Annotated in this window: 19 protein-coding genes; all 19 read right to left on the reverse strand. The window is 38.6% G+C overall.

All coding sequences use genetic code 11. The features are described 5' to 3' along the window. Positions 1–34: 34 nt before the first annotated feature. A complete protein-coding gene (locus BUA88_RS06045; protein WP_072914271.1) occupies positions 35–4,483 on the reverse strand; it encodes a PolC-type DNA polymerase III in 4,449 nt (1,482 codons plus the stop codon). 165 nt (positions 4,484–4,648) lie between these two features. After that, complete coding sequence (gene ispG / locus BUA88_RS06050; protein ID WP_072914276.1) at positions 4,649–5,701, reverse strand: flavodoxin-dependent (E)-4-hydroxy-3-methylbut-2-enyl-diphosphate synthase; 1,053 nt, start codon at positions 5,699–5,701, stop codon at positions 4,649–4,651. Positions 5,702–5,715: 14 nt separating this feature from the next. Then, positions 5,716–6,762 carry an RIP metalloprotease RseP gene (rseP, locus tag BUA88_RS06055; protein WP_242939588.1) on the reverse strand — a complete coding sequence of 349 codons (1,047 nt, stop codon included), beginning with the start codon at positions 6,760–6,762 and terminating at the stop codon, positions 5,716–5,718. After that, on the reverse strand, positions 6,756–7,904 hold the full coding sequence (locus BUA88_RS06060) for a 1-deoxy-D-xylulose-5-phosphate reductoisomerase (RefSeq protein ID WP_072914280.1): 1,149 nt from the start codon (positions 7,902–7,904) through the stop codon (positions 6,756–6,758). Before BUA88_RS06060 ends, rseP begins: the two co-directional genes overlap by 7 nt. Positions 7,905–7,916: 12 nt before the next feature. Further along, a complete protein-coding gene (locus BUA88_RS06065) occupies positions 7,917–8,717 on the reverse strand; it encodes a phosphatidate cytidylyltransferase (RefSeq protein WP_072914285.1) in 801 nt (266 codons plus the stop codon). Between the two features lie 12 nt (positions 8,718–8,729). Then, entirely contained in the window at positions 8,730–9,428 is a 699-nt protein-coding gene (locus tag BUA88_RS06070; protein WP_072914289.1) for an isoprenyl transferase, read from the reverse strand. A 74-nt stretch (positions 9,429–9,502) separates the two neighbouring features. Then, on the reverse strand, positions 9,503–10,057 hold the full coding sequence (gene frr / locus BUA88_RS06075; protein WP_072914299.1) for a ribosome recycling factor: 555 nt from the start codon (positions 10,055–10,057) through the stop codon (positions 9,503–9,505). 9 nt (positions 10,058–10,066) lie between these two features. Next, complete coding sequence (gene pyrH, locus BUA88_RS06080; RefSeq protein WP_028246960.1) at positions 10,067–10,762, reverse strand: UMP kinase; 696 nt, start codon at positions 10,760–10,762, stop codon at positions 10,067–10,069. 41 nt (positions 10,763–10,803) lie between these two features. Continuing rightward, positions 10,804–11,586, reverse strand: coding sequence for a polymer-forming cytoskeletal protein (locus BUA88_RS06085; RefSeq protein WP_072914303.1), 783 nt, complete (start codon positions 11,584–11,586; stop codon positions 10,804–10,806). Between the two features lie 23 nt (positions 11,587–11,609). Continuing rightward, positions 11,610–12,524, reverse strand: a complete 915-nt coding sequence (locus tag BUA88_RS06090) for a polysaccharide deacetylase family protein (protein ID WP_072914307.1) — start codon at positions 12,522–12,524, stop codon at positions 11,610–11,612. Between the two features lie 122 nt (positions 12,525–12,646). Then, a complete protein-coding gene (tsf, locus tag BUA88_RS06095) occupies positions 12,647–13,576 on the reverse strand; it encodes a translation elongation factor Ts (RefSeq protein ID WP_072914311.1) in 930 nt (309 codons plus the stop codon). A gap of 4 nt (positions 13,577–13,580) precedes the next feature. Further along, the gene (gene rpsB, locus BUA88_RS06100; protein WP_072914316.1) at positions 13,581–14,309 is read right to left on the reverse strand and encodes a 30S ribosomal protein S2; all 729 of its coding nucleotides are present in this window, start codon (positions 14,307–14,309) and stop codon (positions 13,581–13,583) included. A 145-nt stretch (positions 14,310–14,454) separates the two neighbouring features. After that, positions 14,455–15,045: an endolytic transglycosylase MltG gene (locus tag BUA88_RS06105; RefSeq protein ID WP_072914319.1), complete on the reverse strand. Its 591-nt coding sequence runs from the start codon at positions 15,043–15,045 to the stop codon at positions 14,455–14,457. Beyond that, entirely contained in the window at positions 15,045–15,710 is a 666-nt protein-coding gene (locus BUA88_RS06110; protein ID WP_143151403.1) for a DUF6115 domain-containing protein, read from the reverse strand. The genes BUA88_RS06105 and BUA88_RS06110 overlap by 1 nt, the downstream gene beginning before the upstream one ends. Before the next feature lie 76 nt (positions 15,711–15,786). After that, the gene (locus tag BUA88_RS06115) at positions 15,787–16,110 is read right to left on the reverse strand and encodes a hypothetical protein (RefSeq protein WP_072914328.1); all 324 of its coding nucleotides are present in this window, start codon (positions 16,108–16,110) and stop codon (positions 15,787–15,789) included. A gap of 61 nt (positions 16,111–16,171) precedes the next feature. Next, the gene (locus tag BUA88_RS06120) at positions 16,172–16,939 is read right to left on the reverse strand and encodes a FliA/WhiG family RNA polymerase sigma factor (protein ID WP_072914332.1); all 768 of its coding nucleotides are present in this window, start codon (positions 16,937–16,939) and stop codon (positions 16,172–16,174) included. 34 nt (positions 16,940–16,973) lie between these two features. Then, positions 16,974–17,279: a hypothetical protein gene (locus tag BUA88_RS06125; protein ID WP_072914336.1), complete on the reverse strand. Its 306-nt coding sequence runs from the start codon at positions 17,277–17,279 to the stop codon at positions 16,974–16,976. Positions 17,280–17,299: 20 nt separating this feature from the next. Further along, complete coding sequence (locus BUA88_RS06130; protein ID WP_072914339.1) at positions 17,300–17,785, reverse strand: chemotaxis protein CheD; 486 nt, start codon at positions 17,783–17,785, stop codon at positions 17,300–17,302. Positions 17,786–17,797: 12 nt separating this feature from the next. Continuing rightward, positions 17,798–18,412, reverse strand: a complete 615-nt coding sequence (locus BUA88_RS06135; RefSeq protein ID WP_072914342.1) for a chemotaxis protein CheC — start codon at positions 18,410–18,412, stop codon at positions 17,798–17,800. Positions 18,413–18,416: the final 4 nt, after the last annotated feature.

Below are 18,416 nucleotides of genomic sequence, written 5' to 3' on the forward strand. Positions count from 1 at the left end.
GCCCTCCCCAGGCTAAAAAGCCTACTCATATGCATTAAGTAAAATCAAAGATTGAAAGCTGATTTGACTGTGGTAAATCCTTGATAACTCCAAGTTCTACCATTTTATCAATTATTGTCTGAGAAACCTTACCTCTGTCCTTTATATCATCCAATGAAAGAAACTTTCCCTGTGAAGCAGCAATCTGTAACTGTTCTGCAGCCTTATCACCCATTCCTGGAAGTGAATTAAACGGCGGAAGTATCTTATCATCTACTATTTTAAAGTATCTTGAGTCAGATTGGTATAGGTCCATAGGTAAAAAATCAAAACCACGGGCATACATTTCCTGAACAAGACGAAGTGCTATTAATACATCTTTATCTGTAGCAGATAAATCTGACTGAGCTTTAAGATTTTTAATCTCCTGCTCACATCTAGCCTTACCCTGACAACATTTCTCATAGTCAAAACCTCCAGCTCTGATTGAGAAGAAGGCTGCATAGTAAGCGAGCGGGTAATTAATCTTACAATAAGCAACACGCCAAGCCATCATAACGTATGCAGCAGCATGAGCCTTAGGGAACATGTATTTAATCTTCTCGCAGGATTCAATGTACCAATCTGGCACGCCATGCTCCTGCATATGCTCCTTATATGTAGGCCACTCATCACATTTTCCCTTAGCAACGATTCCTTTTCGAACTCGCTCCATAATAGTAAATGACTCGGCTGGATCTAGTCCCTTGTGAATCAAATATACCATGATATCATCTCGAGTACAGATAGCTTCAGTGATTGTGGCTGTACCACTAAGAATCAGATCTTGCGCATTTCCAAGCCATACATCTGTACCATGGGCAAGACCTGCAATTCGAACCAAGTCTGTAAAATACTGAGGCTTAGCCTCAACAAGCATCTGCATGGCAAAATCTGTACCGAATTCTGGGATGCCAAGCGTTCCAAGTGGTGTACCCATAATGTCATCTGGTGTGATACCAAGAGCCTTTGTGCTCTGGAAAAGAGACATAACATCCTTATCATCAAAAGGAATCTCTGTAGCATTAATTCCTGTCAAATCTTCAAGTCGCTTAATCATAGTAGGATCAAGATGTCCTAAAATATCAAGCTTTAGAAGGTTAGCATCGATTTTATGGTAATCAAAGTGCGTTGTAACAATATCAGTGTCCTTGTTAGCGGGATGCTGAACAGGTGTAAATGAATATATATCCTCACCATTTGGGAGAACTACTACACCACCTGGATGCTGACCGGTTGTGGATTTAACACCTTCAATACCTTTGGCAATACGTTCATTTTCAGCACGACGCTTTCTAATATCTCGTTTATCGAAATACTTTAAAACATAACCAACGGCATTCTTATCTGCAAGTGTAGAAACAGTACCGGCTTTAAAGGTCTGTCCTTCACCGAAAATAACTTCTGTATATTTATGAGCCTTTGACTGATATTCGTTTGAGAAATTCAAATCGATATCTGGCTCCTTATCTCCTTTGAATCCAAGGAATGTTTCGAAAGGAATATCAAATCCATCCTTAGCCAAAGGCTTACCGCACTTAGGACAAATCTTATCTGGCATATCTACACCAGAAAGTCCTTGGTTAACGATTTCCTGTACCTCTGGTCCGTCAAAATCTACATAGAAGCAGTTAGGACATCTGTAATGAGGAGGAAGCGGATTAACCTCTGTGATACCAGCCATTGTAGCAGCAAATGACGAACCTACGGAACCACGGGAACCTACAAGGTAGCCATCCTCGTTTGATTTCCATACCAGCTTCTGAGCGATAATGTACATAACGGAATATCCGTTACCAATAATTGAATTAAGCTCGCGCTCCAGACGAGCTGAAACTATTTCTGGAAGCTCGGGACCATAAACTTCATGGGCTCTTGTTTCACAGATTCGACGTAAATCTTCCTCTGAATGCTCGATGACAGGTGGACATTTATCAGGACGAACCGGATGAATGTACTCACACATATCAGCAATCATATTCGTATTTTCGATAACTACTTCATGAGCCTTTGCAAGTCCCAGATACGCAAACTCATCCAGCATCTCATCTGTAGAATGAAGATAAAGTGGCGCCTGCTGATCTGCATCATCAAAACCTTTATTGGCCATAATGATACGACGATATACTTCGTCCTGAGGGTCGAGGAAATGAACGTCACAGGTGGCAACAACTGGCTTTTTATATTCTTCCCCAAGTGCAACTATCTGCTTATTGATATCCTGAAGATCTGCAACAGTATTTATCTCCTCGTACTTATCAGAATGAATCATAAATTCATTGTTGCCTACAGGCTGGATTTCCAAATAGTCATAGTAATTTGCAATACGCGCTATTTCTGTGTCATCTCTACCATCAACGATAGCCTGATAAAGCTCACCCGCCTCGCAGGCGGAACCAATAATCAAACCTTCTCTGCACTCAGTAAGAAGAGATTTTGGCACCCTTGGATATCTTGCAAAATAATTAAGATGAGACTCTGATACCAATCTATAAAGATTAATTCTTCCTAAATCATTCTTAGCAAGAACAATACAGTGATGAGCACGCATCTTCTTAATCTGTTCTGGAGTCAATTTACTCTTCTCATTTAGCTGAGTAAGATTTGTTGTGTTTTCATTTTCAAGCTTCTCTATAAATCTAAGGAAAATTTTAGCGGTAACCTCAGCATCTGCTACAGCTCTATGATGATGTTCATTAACAAGCTTTTCTGCCTTACACACAGCATCAAGATTAAAACGAGCCATATTAGGATGCAGGTATCTAGCCACCTCCATTGTATCTACATGAGTATAATCATATGGAAGCCCCAGCTTCTTACAATTGTAACGAATGAAGCCGGTATCAAATGTCGCATTATGTGCAACAAGAATACTACCCTCACAAAATTCCATAAATCTAGGTAGTATTTCATCAATAAGAGGAGCATTCATTACATCATCATCTGTTATAGATGTAAGTGACGTTGTCTTAAATGAAATAGGCACCTGTGGATTAACAAACTCCGAAAATCTATCTACAATTTCTCCATTGACAACCTTTACAGCACCGATTTCAATAATCTTATGTCGCTTTGGATTAAGACCTGTTGTCTCAATATCAAATACAACATAGGTATCTCTAAGTGACTGTCCTCTGTCGTTTACAACAGGACGCTTAGTATCATCAACAAGATATATTTCACAACCGTAAATAACCTTAAAATCTCCAAGCCCCTTCATGTGATCCGCATCACAAAAAGCCTGAACAACACCGTGATCTGTAATTGCAAGTGCCTTGTGTCCCCAGTCTTTCGCACGGGAAATGATAGATGTAATTTCTGATACACCATCAAACTCAGACATTTTTGTGTGGCAGTGAAGTTCAACGCGCTTTTCTACGGCTGTATCCTGACGAACAACTCTAAAATCTTTAATCTTCTGAATACAAGTAATTCTTCCGACAGTAAGTTCTTTAGAGAAGGTATCCTCATCCAACTTACCCTGAACTTTGTAGAAACCACCTACTTTAAGCTTAGACTCAAGCTCTCTACCCTGATCAGCATCACTAAACCAGAATTTTACAGAAATAGAATCTGTAAAATCAGTCATAGTACCAGTACCAAAGTAGCCGCCCTTTTTAGTCTCTCTAAACTCAAGAGCATTAAGCTGACCTTTTATAACAATAGAGCCAAGTAGTTCACCATTAATATCTTCCATAGGTGTAGCATCTTCTGCAATTTCAGAACCCATAATGATATCTGGGTCATCAGATTTTGTAAGAGGACGAACAAATTTCTTTTCTGGTTCCTGATTCTCAGACTTACTGTCTTTTTCTTTGCTCTTATTATTTGCCTTAGCCTCTGCCTTTTCCTCTGCAGGCTGTTCTTCTGATTCTTCTACAGCGGCAGTCTTGGCAGTTATAGATGCTATTCTCTGCTCAATTTCACGCTCAGCATTTTCAAGATACTTACTCTTAACAGGTTCTTTATATTCAAAGAAAATTGAACCAGACATATGGCAGCGATTGCATAAAATATTATGGAGCAAATCAAATAATTCATGCTCCTTCTCTCTACCAATGACTGTATCTTCAATAGTAACCTTGACATTTCCGTCTTCTGTAATATCCAAATCTGCTTTTTTATATATGTTAAAAAGAAGAGCACTTCTTGCTTCCAGCTCTTCTAAAATACTGTCATTATATGATGAAATTAAATTCTTTGGAGTGTACTGACTTGATAAATCAAAGTCCTCCAAAATTCGAATGGAAACACCGTTGTTTGCAAAGAATTGTTTCTTAATAGACTTTTCTAATTTCCAAATACGGCGCTTAGGAATAAGTGTGTTGAAAGTAACGTATATACGAATATCGTCTTTTGAACGACCTGTACTGACCTTAGTGATTGTGGCATCACTAAGGGCAGTTGACAAATCATTATCTGCATTCATATTTGGGAATACTTCATAAAATCCCATTTGATCCATAACCAAATTCTCCAAATAAAAAGACCGCTAGTTACGTAAACAATCCTTAGTATTTCTCCGCTCACCTAAAAACGGTTCGCTTAAGAAATCTAAGAGATTGTTTACTACTAGCTCATCTAAATATATAAGATGTAAAATAATTAAAATATAATAAAGAATTTTTTCTTAGTTACGAGGCCAGTTTATGAGTTCATCTCGCAACGCTTCAAGCAACTGGTTTTCAGGAAGCTTACGTATAATTTCGCCATGCTTGATAAGGAGTCCTTCTCCAATACCACCGGCTACACCAAGGTCTGCTTCCTTTGCTTCACCAGGTCCATTAACAACGCAACCCATAACTGCAACCTTTATGTTAAGATCTGAGAACTCTTCTACCATCGTCTCAACCTTGTTTGCAAGTCCAATTAAATCAATCTGAGTACGACCACATGTAGGACAAGATACAACCTCGATACCACCCTGACGTAAGCCAAGTGTACGAAGTATAAGCTTTGCTGTCTTGATTTCCTCTACAGGAGCACCTGTAAGAGAAACACGAATTGTATCTCCAATCCCCTGTGAAAGAATCATTGCAAGACCTGCAGCACTCTTGATATTACCAGCTCTAAGTGTACCTGCCTCTGTGATACCAACATGAAGTGGATGACTAGTCTTATCCGCAATAAGCTCATGTGCCTTTACGCACATCATTACATTAGAAGACTTAATACTTATGACAAGATTGTCGTAACCCAAATCCTCGATAATCTTTACCTTATCAAGTGCTGACTCTACAAGGCCTTCAGCTGTAACTCCACCATATTTTTCTACTAAATCCTTTTCAAGAGAACCTGAATTTACACCAACTCGAATAGGAACATTCTTTGCTTTGGCAGCATCAACAACAGCCTTAATCCTGTCAGTACTTCCAATATTTCCTGGGTTGATACGAATCTTATCAGCTCCATTTTCAATAGCTGCAATCGCAAGTCTGTAATCAAAATGAATATCAGCAACAAGTGGAATGCTAATCTGCTTTTTAATTTCACCAATAGCCTTTGCAGCATCCATATCTGGGCATGCAACGCGAATAATATCACAGCCAGCTTTTTCAAGTTCATGAATCTGAGCAACAGTAGCAGCTACATCCTGAGTCTTTGTATTACACATAGACTGGATAAGAATTGGGTTACCTCCACCTATTACTTTATTACCAATATGAACAACCTTTGTATCCATACAAGAATCTCCTATTACATAAGTTTTAAAATATCGTTATACATAACAACAATCATCAAAAGCATTAATAATGCAAAGCCAACCAAGTTAATGCCGTTTTCGATTTCAGGCTTCATCTTTTTACCTCTTATTGCTTCAAAAATAATAAGCACAATACGTCCACCATCCAATGCTGGGAATGGAAGTAAATTCATTACACCAAGGTTAGCTGAAAGTAAAATAGCAATTGATAGTAAATTTATAAATACGTAGAATATGCCACTAGTAACTGACTGATCATAAACATCAGAAATCGTGGTAACTACGCCTACTGGACCTGAAACCTGATTAACAGATAATTCACCGGTAAATAACATCTTTATGCTACTTAGTGTAACATAAATCTGATATTTCATTTCGTATGCAGCGTACTGTAATACGCCAATCGGTGAGACCTTAACATATTCGTTAGCATTTTGTATACCAATAAGCTTACGGCCAGATTCCTCATCATACTTTGGTACGACTGTTGTAGAGTATTTTTGATTGTCACGTTCATACACAACTTCAATAGAATCCGCATCAGCATGAAGGAATGTAAAGATACTAATCTCACTGTAAAAGTGGACATTATATCCATCTAAGCTGACAATCCTATCACCCGCTTCAATACCAGCCTCTGCAGCTGCATATCCTGGCATTACATCAGTAATAGTAGTGTCATTAACACCGACAGATGCAATGTAAATTACTGAAAGTAAATAGGCTAAAATGAAATTAAAGAATGGACCTCCAAAGACAATCTGGAATCTCTCCCACTTGTTTTTCTTGCTGAAAGCTCTGTCACTATCACTTTCTTCATCTTCACCTTCCATAACACAACTACCACCAAAAGGAAGCGCCTTTAAACAATATTTTGTCTCGCCCTTTCCCCATGAAATAATAGTTGGTCCAAGGCCAAGTGTAAATTCGTTAACCTTAACCCCACATTTCTTGGCAAATAAAAAATGTCCTAACTCATGAAAAATAATTATGAAACTAAAAATCAGTATTGCAAGTATTATCTTAAGAATAACTACCACCTGCTCTCTATATAATCGTAAGTCATCTGCTCTGTCTCAAGAACCTGCTCAATTGTAGGATTCTGAATGAAATCAACATTAATCATAGCCTCAGAAACAATTTCAGGAATCTCAAGGAACTTAATCTTATTTTTTAAGAATTTGGCAACTGCTCTTTCGTTTGCAGCATTGAAAACAGTAGGAACATTTCCACCTGCATCCATAGCATCATAAGCAAGAGCAAGTCCGTAAAACGTCTCCATATCAGGTCTTTCAAATGTAAGTGTGCCAACCTTAAATAAATCTAATGGCTCTGAATATAAAGTCTTACGATTTGGATAGAATAAAGCGTAAAGAATTGGCAGACGCATGTCTGGTGTACCCATCTGTCCAATTACTGCTCCATCCATAAATTCTACTGCTGAATGAAGAATACTCTGTGGGTGAACAACAACCTCTACCTGATTAAGGTTAACCCCAAAGAGCCATTTTGCTTCCATTACTTCAAGACCTTTGTTAATCATAGTAGCAGAATCAATTGTGATTTTTGCTCCCATGGACCAGTTAGGGTGCTTTAAAGCATCCTCTAAAGTAACATTCTCTAAATCATCAAGCGTACGACCTCTGAAAGGTCCACCAGATGCTGTGAGCAAAATTTTAGAAATTTTATTGTGTCTCTCTCCATTAAGAGACTGGAATATAGCGCTGTGTTCACTGTCGACAGGAAGGATTGAAACACCCTTTTCTTTTGCAAGTGGCATAATAATATGTCCTGCAGTAACAAGAGTCTCTTTATTCGCAAGAGCAATATCCTTTCCTGCATTGATAGCAGCTATTGTAGGCTGTACGCCAACCATACCAACAACAGCTGTAACAACAGTATCAGCCTGTTCTGCTGTAGCAACAGCAATAAGACCTTCCATGCCATAATGAATATCTATAGTAATATCTGAAAGTCTTGTCTTTAAATCTTTTGCAAGTTCTTCTGTTCCAACTGAAACAAGTGTTGGCTCGTATTTTCTAATCTGACTTTCAAATAAATCTAAATTACTACCACAAGACATGGCAACAACATTTAAATCATCAGGATTCTGAGAAACGATATCTAATGTCTGTGTGCCAATTGAACCTGTGGACCCAAGAATTGATATATTCTTTGCCATTTATGTCTACCTCTATAAAATGTAATATGCTAAGAAAAAGATAATTGGTGCTGTAATTATAACACTGTCAAAACGATCTAAAACTCCACCGTGACCTGGAATTAATTTTCCATAATCCTTAATGTCGAAATTACGCTTGATAGCAGATGCTGCCAAATCTCCTACCATGGAAATAAGTGCACCAATACCAGCGAAAATAACTAAAGGAACAATTGGGAATTCATCCAGGTTAAATATATTATCAATAATAAAACAATAAAGAGCTGTGAAAAGCATTGAACCTACCACACCACCAACTGCGCCTTCGATTGATTTCTTTGGTGAAAGAAGTGGTGACATCTTATGCCTTCCAAAAAGAACTCCTACGCAGTAAGCTGAAGTATCGCATCCCCATGAACAAAGGAAAATAAGCCATACAATGTACTGACCATTAGGAAGCATTCTTGTCTGATAAAGGAAAGAAAGCATAACGCCTACATAAAACAGCCCAAAGAAAGCAGCCATTATCTGATGTGTATGATATTTAGGATATGCAAACACAAACACGCCTAAAAGACAGATAAGAAATACCAGCATTATTGCCATATTATCTGGTGAAAAAAGAAGCTTTAAATTAAGATAATATGCAATGCAGGCTGCGTATCCTAAAAAGCCAAGAGGCTTCTTTTCAATCTCAAAAATGCGATATAACTCAAACATTCCAATTAGAGATAACGCAAGCATAACCCCAAGAAGTAAATCTCCACCGGTACAAATAAATAGCAAAGCTAAAATTACAAGTACTATTCCGCTAATAAGTCGTGTAATAAACATTTATAATCCTCTCTAAATTCCGCCAAATCGACGATTTCTTTTGTCATATTCCTCAACAGCCTTCTTTAACTCCTCTGGAGAAAAATCCGGCCATGCAACTGGTGTGAAGTAGAACTCCGCATATGCAAGCTGCCACAAAAGATAATTTGATAATCTCTGCTCTCCTGATGTACGAATCATGAAATCAGGATCTGGAATATCTTTTGTATCAAGGTAAGTTCCGAAGAGTGATTCATCAATACTCTCAACTTCTATTTTACCATCTTTTACGTCAGAAGCCACCTTTCTGATTGCTCTTGTCATTTCATCTCTGCTTCCATAGTTAATGGCAATAGTAAGTGTAAGTCCAGTGAACTGTGATGAATATTCTGTTAGCTCATCTATGGCCTTTCTAAGCTTATCATCAAGCTTAGTTAAATCGCCAATAAAGCGAACTCGAAGATTGTCCTTCTTTGCGGTTCTCATACATGTCTTAATGTACTCTCCAAGTAGCTTCATCAAAGCCTTTACTTCGTCATCTGGTCTAGACCAGTTTTCTGTAGAGAATGCATACATGGTAACGTATTTAACTCCCAAATCATGTGCTGCTCTACAAATAGTCTCAACATTTTTCGCGCCTACTGTATGACCATAGGTACGAGGCATTCCTTTAGCTTTTGCCCATCTGCCATTTCCATCAAGAATAATAGCTATATGCTCTGGTACGTTCATAGTGCCTCCATTTTTAGAAAAATAAATGAAAAAGGGCACAAATTGTGCCCTGTAAAAATTTAAGATTATTGTTCTTAGACTGTCATAATCTCTTTTGTCTTTGCCTCAACAGCCTTATCAACCTCAGCAATGAACTTATCTGTCATCTTCTGACACTTATCTTCAAGATCTTTGATTTCATCTTCTGAAACACCCTCATCCTTTGAGTGCTTCTTTAAATAATCAATAGCATCTCTTCTGATGTTTCTAATAGCAACCTTTGCGTCCTCGCCGTGCTTCTTAACATCCTTAGCAATTTCCTTACGACGTTCTTCTGTAAGCTCTGGGAACACAAGACGAATAAGCTTGCCATCGTTTGTAGGATTAATTCCAATATCAGACATATTGATAGCCTTTTCAATCTCCTTAACGAGAGAAGCTTCCCATGGCTGAATCTGAATAAGTCTTGGCTCTGGAACTGAAATATTTGCTACCTGCTGAAGTGGAGTAGGTGCTCCATAGTAATCAACAGTAATCTTATCCAAAATATGTGGGTTAGCACGACCTGCTCTGATAGTAGTGAACTCACTTTCAAGATTATTGTAGCTCTTTGTCATTTTTTCTTCGTATACAGAAAGTATATTATCCATTCGCCCTCCTTATACGGTTACAACCGTACCATTAAATTTGCCTGAAATAGCTTTTACTATTGAATCCTCTTCATTTAGAGAGAATACATACATTGGCATCTTCTGCTCCATTGCGATGATAGATGCTGTCATATCAACAACCTGAAGCTTCTGATCGATAACGTCCTGAATGCTAATCTCATCATAACGCTTAGCATTAGGATTCTTAGCTGGATCGCTATCATAAACACCATCAATAGACTTAGCTAATAAAATGCAATCAGCTTCGATTTCAACCGCTCTAAGAACAGTAGGTGTATCTGTAGAGAAATATGGATGTCCTAAGCCACCTGCAAAAAATACAACCATTCCTCTCTCGAAATACTTGTTTGCTCTATCCTTAGAATAAAGCTTTGAAACATTTCCACACTCAAATGGTGTGAGAACCTGAGTCTTCATACCAACAGTTCTGAAAATCTCAGAAACATAAATACAGTTCATAACTGTAGCAAGCATACCAATCTGATCTGCTTTTGTTCTGTCGATATTCTCTGAAGTACGTCCTCTCCAGAAATTTCCGCCGCCGATAACAACGCCAACCTGAACGCCATCATCTACAAGCTTCTTAACCTGACGTGCTACCATTAAGCAGGTAGCTTCATCAAATCCAAAACCCTTGTCCCCAGAAAGTGCTTCTCCACTAAGCTTTAATACTACTCTTTTCATTTAAACTTATATTTCCTTTATATTATTTTTAGCGCCTGTGATTAGATAGCAAAAACACTATTTACATCAACATCTGAGTAGCTCTGTGAACAGAAGCCCTCGATAACAGCGCCATTATTAATCTGAACTGAACGAGACTTTATATTACCCATAACAACAGCTGATGTATCAACAACAACTGGTCCGTTAACATCGATGTCACCCTTAACAGCACCAGCAATAACTGCTGAAGTAGCTGTAATATTTCCAATAATTACTGAACCAACGCCAATTTTTGCTGTACCAGTAGTAACAACTTCACCTTCAATCTTTGCAGCGTCAGCAAAGAATTCTGCAGATGAAGAATTTCCTGTAACCTTACCAGCAATAACAAGCTTACCATTACATGTAACATCACCTACGATTTCACCCTGAACCTCGATAGAACCGATAGACTCAACGTTACCTGTAATCTTCATACCACCTGTAATAACAGCATTTTCGTCTGAAGCTACATTCTTAGCCTCTGAACCATTTTCCATAACTCCCATTGTCTTTGATGCCTCCACTTTAGTATCTTTTTTTGTCTCAGAGAAGAATGATTTCTTCTCATTATACTGCTCCTGTACTGAAGCACTTTCTACTGCCTTTGTAGAAGGCTCATCTACCTTCTTAGAAACCTGTTCAAGAAGACCATCAAGCTTTGTAAGCTCTGACTCTACATCAATATCACCATCGAGAGTGTTCACCATGACCTCCTCTTTAGCTGCAGTATCTTCGCCACCTGGAACCAGCTCATTTACTGCATCATTAAAATCCTCTTTGAAATCTTTAAAAAAACCCATTATAAATCCTCCATAACATATTCTTATTGAACAACACTAACGTGCTGTATAATTTCCGTATCTTCTGTAATTGGCAAAATAACGGCCCCCGCTTCGTTCAAAGATTCAATTAGTCTAGGTAGAGCTTCGACTGTTGCATTCTTATTTGAAGCATCATGTAACAATACTACAGACGTCTTGTATTTTACCACATCACTCATAACATTATCAACAAGTTCGTCCGCTGTAAAAGCCTGTGATGTGGCATCTCCAGAGGCAATATTCCAATCATAATAAACAGCCCCTACAGAGTTTAAATAATTAATAAAAACAGACATGCTTGTATTGCTGACTTTGTTACTGCTACCTCCAGGAAATCTGTAAAAATTTGTATCGACACCAGTAGTGTCATAAATCAAATCGTGAATCTTATTATAATCTGCAACAAAAGAATCTTCAGACTGATAGAGCTTAGAATAATTATGACTATATGAATGCATACCAATAGTATGTCCATCATTTACTATGCGACGATAGGCATCACCATATGTATCCAAATCCTTACCAACTACAAAAAATGTAGCCTTCACATTATAGTCATCAAGAATATCCAGGATAGCATCGGTATTATCGCTGGGTCCATCATCAAAAGTAAGATATACCATAGGTATATCTCCTTCTTCTGCGATATTATCCATGTTATCTACTAGATATAGATTATCTAAAAAGCTATCGTCAACCATTTCATTAGCATCATCTACTGTTTCAGAAACTGCAATCTTAGCTGACAAAGCATCTATTTGTCTTTGAAGAGAAATTACTTCAAAAACTAAAAAAATCATTACGCATAAAGTAATAAGCATAAAAGAGATAATTGTATAAATTATCATCTTTTTCATTCGAGCTACACGCCTGCGCTTAGCGCGCTGCTTTTCAAGCCCATCATTTACAATATCCAATTTTTCATCCTCCCCGTAAAGATTCCTCTTTATTTTAGCACAACCCAATTACAAGATAAAGGGTAAAAAAAGAACGGGTCTACAAAATGTAGACCCGTTAAATATGCTGTTTAACTTAATAATTAAGCATTCATCTGAGCTGCAACTTCAGCAGCGAAGTCTTCGTTCTTCTTCTCAAGACCTTCACCAGTCTCAAAACGAACAAAGCTCTTGATTGAAAGTGCAGAACCTGTAGCCTTAGAAACTTCCTCTAAGTACTTAGCAACTGTCTGCTTTCCATCCTCAGCCTTAACGTAAACCTGATCAAGTAAGCAGATTTCCTTAAGTTCCTTAGATACACGACCTTCGATCATGCCATTGATAACCTTCTCAGGCTTCTGTGACTCCTTAGGATCGTTCATAATCTGAGCAAGAAGAATCTCCTTCTCGTGAGCGATGTACTCAGCAGATACTTCATCACGTGATACATACTTTGGATTAAGAGCTGCAATCTGCATAGCAAGGTTTGTAGCTGCTTCCTTAGCTGCATCTGACTCAGCGCCAGCCATATCAACGATAACACCGATACGTCCGCCACCGTGTGTGTATGATACTACGAATCCATCAGATGTAACCTTCTCGAATCTTCTAAGAGAAAGCTTCTCACCGATTGTAGCTACCATCTCTACGTGTACATCATTAACTGTCTTTGATGAATCCTCAGCCCATGGCTGTGTAAGGAGCTCATCAATTGACTTAACATCAGACTTGAGAATCTGCTTTGCAACCTTCTCAACGTATGTCTGGAACTTCTCGTTCTTAGCAACGAAATCAGTCTCTGAGTTAACCTCAAGAACAACTGCTGTATTGCCTTCTACAACTACCTTGCAGATACCCTCTGCTGCGATACGAGATGCCTTCTTCTCAGCCTTAGCTGCACCGTTCTTACGAAGAAGCTCGAAAGCTGCATCCATATCACCATCGCACTCAGCGAGTGCCTTCTTACAATCCATCATACCTGCGCCAGACTGCTCGCGAAGGTCCTTTACCATTGCTGCTGTAATAGCTGCCATATTATTATGCCTCCTCTTCTGCTGTTGCTTCCTCAGCAACCTCATTCATTTCGCCCTGCTTTGCCTCGATAACAGCATCTGCCATCTTTGCAACGATAAGCTTTACTGCACGGATAGCGTCATCGTTACCAGGGATTACATAATCAAGCTCATCTGGATCACAGTTAGTATCGCAAACACCTACAAGTGGAATACCAAGTGCATGTGCTTCCTGAACACAGATGTGCTCCTTCTTAGGATCGATGATGAAGATAGCATCTGGAATTCTGTTCATTTCCTTGATACCACCAAGAACCTTTGTAAGCTTCTCCTGCTCCTTCTTGAGCTGAGTAACTTCCTTCTTTGGAAGAAGATCAAATGTTCCATCTGCTTCCATCTTCTCGATTTCCTTAAGACGAGCGATTCTTGTCTGAACTGTCTTAAAGTTAGTAAGCATACCACCGAGCCATCTCTCGTTTACATAGTACATTCCGCAACGCTCTGCCTCAGATGCGATAGCGTCCTGAGCCTGCTTCTTTGTACCAACGAAAAGGATGTTTCCACCCTGCTGAGCGATGTCAAAAATAACATCATAAGCATCGTCTACCATACCTACAGACTTCTGAAGGTCGATAATGTGGATACCATTACGCTCTGTGTAGATATAAGGAGCCATCTTAGGGTTCCATCTACGTGTCTGGTGTCCGAAGTGAACACCTGCCTCAAGTAACTGCTTCATTGAAATAACACTCATTTTAATACCTCCTGGTTTGTTTCTTCCGCATAATTCTACCTGACAAACACCCGGCCTACTATAGGTTGGGAACCAATGCCAGTCCTTATGCGTGTATTTTCAACAGCCCTTAGAATTTACCATAATTTTGCAAATATTGCAACTATCAATTCTTAGGGGGTGTTGTTGTTCTAACATCTTTATTTACAAGGACTGCAACCAAGTCATCATAGCTACTTCCCTGTTTCACATAAAATGTACCATTTTGAATCAGATTATCTACCTTACATTTATTAAGATACTTATTAAATTCATCGGAATCATCAATAATTCCAGCCTTTTTCAAATGATTACTGATGACCTCTGAAGACTCTCCGGCTCTGACTGTAAATGGGATGTAGGTGACAGTCTCCTCAACAGAAGAATCCGCTGAAATAGCATCTTCACCAACTTTCGTTACTTCTTCCGACATGGCATCTTCAGCTTCAGTTATTTCACCAGCAAGAGGTACACTTTCTTCCTCTGTGATAACTACCTCATCAGTACCTTCGATTGATTCAGTACCTTCAGAACTTTCAGTTACTTCAGTCCCCTCAGGCATGACCATACCAAGAGCTGTAGCTTTTTGAATTATTTCTTCATCTGAAAGAGATTTGTTATATAAAAAATCTCGTCCAAAATAGAAACTAACAGTTAAAAGTAATGTAGCTAGTGTTACACCAATACCAATGCCTCTAAGATAGTACTTAAATCTCATTATCTCCCCTCCTGATATAACCCTATAACAAATTTAACCTCACCAAGTCCTCTTCCAAGAGTCTTGGCAATTTCAACGTCAGACATTCCCTCATCAGCCATAGCAAGAATCTGCATATTGTCATTAGCCTTTATAGGCTTATTTTCCTCAGAAAACTTCTGAGCTAACGCCTCCGTAAAGGAAATAGTCTTGGATTCCTCCTCCTTTTTTTCTTTCTCAGATATGAGAGCCTCACGCTCTTCAGCTAATTTTTTCTTTTCTTCCTCTATCTCAAGCTCTTTATCCTTAAGTAAATCAAGCTTTCTAGCAACAGAAGCATCCAAAGCCACAAGGGTATCCTGCAGTTCGGACAGCTTTTTTGTCATCTCAACCATAGCCTGATGCTTATCGTTGAGCATAGAATACATAAACGTAACCTCTTTATGAGATTTATCTACAGACTCAAGCACCGTATCTGAATATTGAGATATTTCGAGAATCTTCTCGTTTGTCTCCTTATCAGTACGTCTATCTAGTTCTTCCATGGCAGAATCTATAGTGGCGGAAAGCTTATCCTCAGTCTCTACTCTGGCATCAGCCATTTTATCCTTAATAATTTCCTCGATCTGTTCTTTTGTAAGCTTTGTAAGATTTTCTCTGTCTTTTTCAGATAATCTTTCAGACACAAAAAAGCTCCCAATACACAGGCCCAGCCCGATAATCAGGAGCACAATTTCAAGTATAGTCATTATAGTCTCCCCTCTAAATCCTCATATCAAAGGATGTTTTATGCTTCTCAGTAACACTACCATCAGGCTTTTTTTCGTCTTTTTCCTGCTTCATAGCCTTCCGTCGTTTATTTCCTTCGTAGCCCTGACCATTTCCTTCTCTTTCGTAGCTATCCTCTTCCCTATTTGACTTGTACAAATCATTAACCTGTTTTGCTTGCTGCTCCTGTTGTTTTTCAACGGTGTGCGTCAGGTTCTGTTGTTCAAGCATAGGCTTTTGATCCTCTTGAGCTTTAGTATGGCTAAGCTCATTTGTATTTTGGATCATTCCATTAAAATTGATTGGACTTATTGACATAACAAACCCTCCCTTAAAGATCATCACAAAATTCAATCATCCATTAACAGAACTGAAAATATTACTGGTTTGTTAAAATACCCATATATTCTCCAAGAACTTTTCTCATCTTTTGGAGTGCCTTTGTATGTAGCTGTGAAACTCTGGACTCAGAAACCTCCAGTGCTGCACTTATTTCTTTTAATGTCAAATCCTCATAATAATATAAGAGAATAACCTGTTTTTCTTTTTCGGTAAGCATATCCAAAGCTTCCTGTAGCTTTTGGGTAAGCTCCTGTTTTGAAATATTATCTTCCGGCTGAATAAAATGAGAGTTATGTTCCGCCTCCATAACCGGCTCATTACCAGCCTCAACAAATTCATTTAATGAAACAACATTAGTGACATTAAGCTGAGACTGCCACTTAGAAAACTCATCTGATGAAATATTAAGCTCCGCAGCTATATCTTCATCTGTGGCACTATGTCCAGTGCGAGCTTCTACCGTCTTAATTGCATCGTCAATCATTCTCTGTCTTTGTCGTATCGTACGAGGAATCCAGTCCATCTTACGAATCTGGTCCAAAATCGAGCCACGAATTCTAAGACTTGCGTAGGTTTCAAACTTAACATCCTTGGCCAAATCGAATTTGTCTATAGCGTCGATAAGACCAAAAATACCGTAACTACACAAATCTTCGTACTCTACTGTATTCCCCAAATACATACAGAGTCTGCCAGCAACTATCTTAACAAGCGGCGCATATTCAAGTATTAATTGCTCCCTAATCTCGGGAGTAGGACTAACTTTGTATTTGTCCCAAAGCTTTTCCTTGTCACTCGCCTTCATTAATGCCCCCTTAAATCAAGTCTGAATCAGTTAACTACCCCTCCTCTGATTCAGACGAAACATCTTCGGTATCCATTTGATTTTCTTCTTCAATTTCATCTTCTGCTAACACACTGCTAATATCCTGAGGCTCACTATCAAGAGACTCAGCTGGTTCCAATTCTCTAAATGCATAATCAAGAATCATCTTTATAATGGTTCCCATGGTAAGAAAAATCAGAACTACAACAAGCAGCCTAGAAACAAAGACAGAAAATTCAACTCTTTGAATAATAGACACAACACAAGATATAAACGCTGCAGCCAATGTGATGATAATTGGAATAGGCTTTGTGTTCATCTGTGCCTCCATGTATTATTCTAAATAATTTTAAGTGGTTTGCCAACTGCCTTAATATAGTACTCCCCAGTCTCGCTATACAGCTCAACTGTACGTCCATAGTTCAATCCACAATCTTCTGCAACTAGTCTTACTCCAAGCTGTTTAAGCTTTGCTCGACTGGCCTCAGCATTGCGATCGCCTACGTTTATAGATGTAGATGCTCCTGGCATTTCAAACATTTTAGCGCCACCAGCAATCTTCGCTACCATTCTAGCCTTATTTGCACCAGCTTTAATCATATCATCATAAAGCTTTTGAATTCCTGTATCTGCAAACTTGGCAATATTGCTATTATTCCTGATAGCAGTACTATCTGGTAGCATAACATGCGCCAATCCACTAATCTTTGTTGATGGATCATAGATAGCAATACCAATACATGATCCCAGACCAATGGTAGTCAGTGCATCAGGAGCTTTACATATTTTAAGATCGGCCATACCGACTTTAATCATCTGCCCCATACTTCACTCTCCTTATACTGGTATGCCAAGTGCTGTTAGTATCTTTGCATAGGAATCTTCCTCAGGCATCAAAATAAAATGACCTTTAATTCCTAAATCATCAGAGAATTCTGTATTAATCATCAAAGCATTATCACCGAATATACCAAACTGAACTGCAGGAACAGAAAGAATAGCTGCAGCCATATCAACTGCTACAAAAGGTACACTTGGTGCAATAGTAAGATTTGTAAGCCCCGAAAGAGCTGAAAGATAAGAACCTGCAATAATATTACCAACTTCCTTGATAGCAGATAAATCCATCTCATCAAATGGCTCTGAATAATCATCAGGTCTCATCATAAGCTTATTTACAATATGATGTGCTGACTGCATATCCATCAGGAACATCATAGAACCGTCAATATCCTCTTCAACGCCCAACATAATACCAACAATAATCTCATCTTCGGCTCCAATAGCTCCGCCCAGTTCTTCTACTGGAAGGAAAGCTACTTCTGGAACACTCATATCAATTCGAAGGCCTAACATATTGGCGATGGCTGTTGTTGCATTGCCAGCGCCAATATTGCCTATTTCTTTAAGGACGTCAAAATATTTTTCATTTACCTCATTTAAAGTGAGCATTCTA

Source organism: Pseudobutyrivibrio xylanivorans DSM 14809, assembly GCF_900141825.1.
GTDB classification, from domain to species: Bacteria; Bacillota; Clostridia; order Lachnospirales; family Lachnospiraceae; genus Pseudobutyrivibrio; species Pseudobutyrivibrio xylanivorans.